This window comes from Thermofilaceae archaeon, from assembly GCA_038731975.1.
Classification (GTDB): domain Archaea; phylum Thermoproteota; class Thermoprotei; order Thermofilales; family Thermofilaceae; genus JANXEW01.
Window position 1 is genome coordinate 1 of the sequence record JAVYQJ010000067.1, and the last position, 3,582, is coordinate 3,582.

Annotated in this window: 3 protein-coding genes; 2 read left to right on the top strand and 1 reads right to left on the bottom strand. The window is 55.6% G+C overall.

Going from position 1 to position 3,582, the window contains the following annotated elements; all coding sequences use genetic code 11:
- Both QXF46_09430 and QXF46_09435 read left to right on the top strand, forming a co-directional pair.
- The coding region (locus QXF46_09430; GenBank protein MEM0227082.1) for a protein rep at positions 1-1,517 on the top strand (1,517 nt) is incomplete at its 5' end.
- 925 nt (positions 1,518-2,442) lie between these two features.
- Complete coding sequence (locus QXF46_09435) at positions 2,443-2,595, top strand: hypothetical protein (protein MEM0227083.1); 153 nt, start codon at positions 2,443-2,445, stop codon at positions 2,593-2,595.
- 431 nt (positions 2,596-3,026) lie between these two features.
- On the opposite strand, the gene QXF46_09440 is transcribed toward QXF46_09435, so the two are convergent.
- Complete coding sequence (locus QXF46_09440; GenBank protein ID MEM0227084.1) at positions 3,027-3,167, bottom strand: hypothetical protein; 141 nt, start codon at positions 3,165-3,167, stop codon at positions 3,027-3,029.
- Between the last annotated feature and the right edge of the window lie 415 nt (positions 3,168-3,582).

Genomic DNA, 3,582 nt, shown 5'->3' on the forward strand with positions numbered 1-3,582 from the left:
CTAGACCACCCCTCCAGCAGCTACGCGCTAAATTGCGCAGCCCTGAGCCATTCAAAGGCTTACCAGGGCAATTTTTGCGTGCCTCAGAAGCCGGCTTTGGCGGCCGCAGCGCGGGCGCCCTTGGGACATTTGCGAAATCTTCTTCACCCCCCCCCCTGAAAGCCACCAAAGCGAGCGGTGAAAAGTCGTCTGAACGCAGGCGGGAGCTGCGTTTCGAGCGCTTCGAGCTGTTGTCGGAAGGGCGTCGCCTGTTCCTGCATGAGGGTCGGCGGGCTGACCTGGCTTACTGGCACACGGTGCATCGCACGGCGGGTTGTAACTGGCTCCGCCACGGTGACGTTCAGGTGCATCAGAAAGAGGGCCGCGCTCATTATTCGGGGCTGATTCATTGTGGCTCGGTGTGGGCGTGTCCGGTCTGTTCGGCCAAAATTCAGGAGCAACGGCGGCAAGAGATCGCAACGGCGGTGGATTGGGCGTATGCCGAGGGCTTGCAGCCTGTTCTGGTCACGCTGACGTTCCCGCACCGCTCATGGCACCAGATTGATAACCTCCTGGAACAGCAACGGGACGCGCTGACGCGCCTACGGTCGGGCAAGGCATGGCAGAAGCTCAAGGGCCGCTATGGCTTCCAGGGGCTTGTGCGGTCGCTAGAAATCACCCATGGCCAGAATGGCTGGCATCCGCACACCCATGAGCTGTGGTTTATCCGCAAAGACGCTGATGCGGAAGCGTTGGCGGGGGAAGTTCGACGGCGCTGGCGGGCGTCGTGTGAGCGGGCGGGACTGCTTGCTGAGGGTGACGCGGGCTTTGATGAGCACGCCGTTGACGTGAAAGCCTGGTGCTCTGCCAGTGACTACCTGGCCAAGCAGGACGATAGCCGTCACTGGGGCGTCGATAGGGAGGTTGCCAAGGGCGCGGCAAAGTCAGGCAAGGGAATGCACCCGTTTGGCTTGCTACGGCGCTCCATGGATGGCTGTGAGCGCTCTGGAAGGCTGTTTACGGCCTATGCTTTTGCCATGAAGGGCAAACGCCAGGTGTTCTGGTCGCACGGTCTAAAAGCGCGGGTTGGCCTCGATGAGGTTGACGATCAGGAAGCTGCCGAGGCGGTACCGGACGAAATCGAGTTCCTGGGCCAGTTAGAGCCGCAGGATTGGGCGCTGGTACGCGATCTGGGCCAGCGGGCGCAGTTGCTCGACACCGCCGAAAAAGGCGGTTGGGCGGCGGTCGAGGCGCTTCTGTCGGATCTCTGGGCTACGGGCGGTAGAACACATCCTGCAGCCGTTGCCAGAAACCGCGGTTCCGGTACGCCTGAAGTTCGTTGGTTGACCGTTGATGCGCCTTCCGCGTCTGCTGTAGCTGCTCTTCCACATGGGCCAGTGATGCTTGCAGCTCCCGCTGCTGCTGCTGAGCGATTGCCAGTTGCTGCTCCGCCTGGGTTTTGCCTGCGCTTGTCTGATCAAGCTGGCGACGCAACTCGATCACTGTGCTGTGAGTGCGTGTCACTTCCTCCCGACTAGCGCTTAACATGGCCTCTATGGCCTCTATACGCTCTTTCAAGGCTGTTTGAGTCTCTGCCCGAGCGATTGCCCTTCGTTTCTCTTGCTCTTCCCAGAACGCCTCTACGGCGGCCATATCGGTGGGTATGGCCACGTTGGCGGCTTTCGCGTCGGTGTGCAGGCGGTTGATCTCGGCGGCGGTAAGCGGCGCGTGTTCAAGGTCAGGGTGTTTCTGTACCACTGCCCAAGCTCGTGACCATTGTCGCCAGGTGGACCAGGCAAGCCCAAGGCCGCCGGCATCGGTGGGTGCTTCCAGCAGCTCACGCCATGAGGTGAAGCCCAATGCACCAATCACACTGGCGTCGATCGCCTGCTTGGTGGGGCGTCCACGGGAAAGCACTTCTGGTAGGTGCTGACGGACGGTGGTCATGAAGTGCATCCACTGGTTCGGCACGTTTTCGGTACCCAGCGAGTTCAGCAGGTCGAGGCGTACACGCTTGGCCGTATCACCGTGGATATGGGAAATTTTTGCCATTTTATTACCCTTATAAATGTGTAATTGTGTATTTATTACACATTTAAACATGACATAAATCAAAGGTATTGCAAGGTGGTTTTGGAGGATCGTTTGTATTGCTCTTTGTAATGCTTAAAACGGCCTGTAACCCGCATGGTTGAGCGGTTAGGGGTGTTGCTTGTATTGCCTTCTGTAGTACATTTGAAAAACTTTATTTTTTGAATATCGTTATAAATCATTGGTTTAGCATCCCCGAAGGGGTGCGTACTGTGTATGACTTCCACCGTTAAGGAATCACCCTCCAAAAACACGGGTAAAACGACCAGAGGGATAGGCCACCATAGGTTAAGGAGGTATCGTAGGATTCAAGCCATTTATGGCTTGGTAGAGGGCGCTTTGCGCCCAGGTAGTTGGAGCCAGGAGGTAGCTATGTTTCAGCTTATCGTGTTGATTGCTGTGGTCTGTGTGCCGATCCTGAGCCTGTTGGCCATCAAGGTGAAGATGGAACGACAGGAGCGGGAAAAGGCTCAATTGATGCAGGAAAGTGCAGCGTTGCAGGGGCTTTACGAACGTCAGTTGTAGGCAAGGTATTTCTCCCTTTTACGGGCTATGTACCATCTGTAATACGTTTTTATTTTCTGCCGGTTACGCATAATCACCCCCCTTTGGTGCGCTGGATTACCCCCCTTTACGCATAATCGCACCTACTTTCCGCGCTGAATCAGTACCCTTTGGTACGCATAATCGGAACCCCTTTGGTACGCAGAATCGCATTCCCTTTGCTGCCTAAAACGAACAAGGTATCTCTCTCCGTTTGATTGTCGATGAAGGTGGCCATGTCGCTGGAAATTGGGTGATGGTGAGCGGAGCGAACGCACGCCGAACAGCGCGGCACGGGGCTTGAAGGGCCATAACTGTTGGCAGCTTGCGCGGAACAGCACAAACCACAACGCCCTCATGCCAAACACGGGGTTAAGCCTGGGGCGTCGTTGAGGTTTAGCGGTAGCTGGGTATTAGTCCGGTATGAGTATTCGCGTGAGCAGCACTGCTCCGATCAGGATAACTACTGTTGCTGACACACCTGTTGGGTCTATTGCTGCTAACCCTGACATTCCCTTGTAAATCGCGATGACTGCTATGTATTTTGTTTCCATGCGTATCTCCTTTTGTTGGATCGCATGGTATTTAGTCGAGCATCACGATTAATTAACTGGGTAGTTATAAAACGAGTAACTTGCATAGATTTTGGAAAACCCAACAGCTTTGGATTTTCTGATATGCTGTTGTTAAGCCTGAATTTCAGGCATGAAAAACCCCAGATCATTGGCCCGGCAAGGCCTCCCTGGGGTAATCCATTCAGTAGGTAGGGACATTATGAGCACTGAGAAACAGAATCTCAAGCTCTGCAAGGCCCTTAAGGGCGTTGCAGATGCACGAAACAGCTAGACCACCCCTCCAGCAGCTACGCGCTAAATTGCGCAGCCCTGAGCCATTCAAAGGCTTACCAGGGCAATTTTTGCGTGCCTCAGAAGCCGGCTTTGGCGGCCGCAGCGCGGGCGCCCTTGGGAC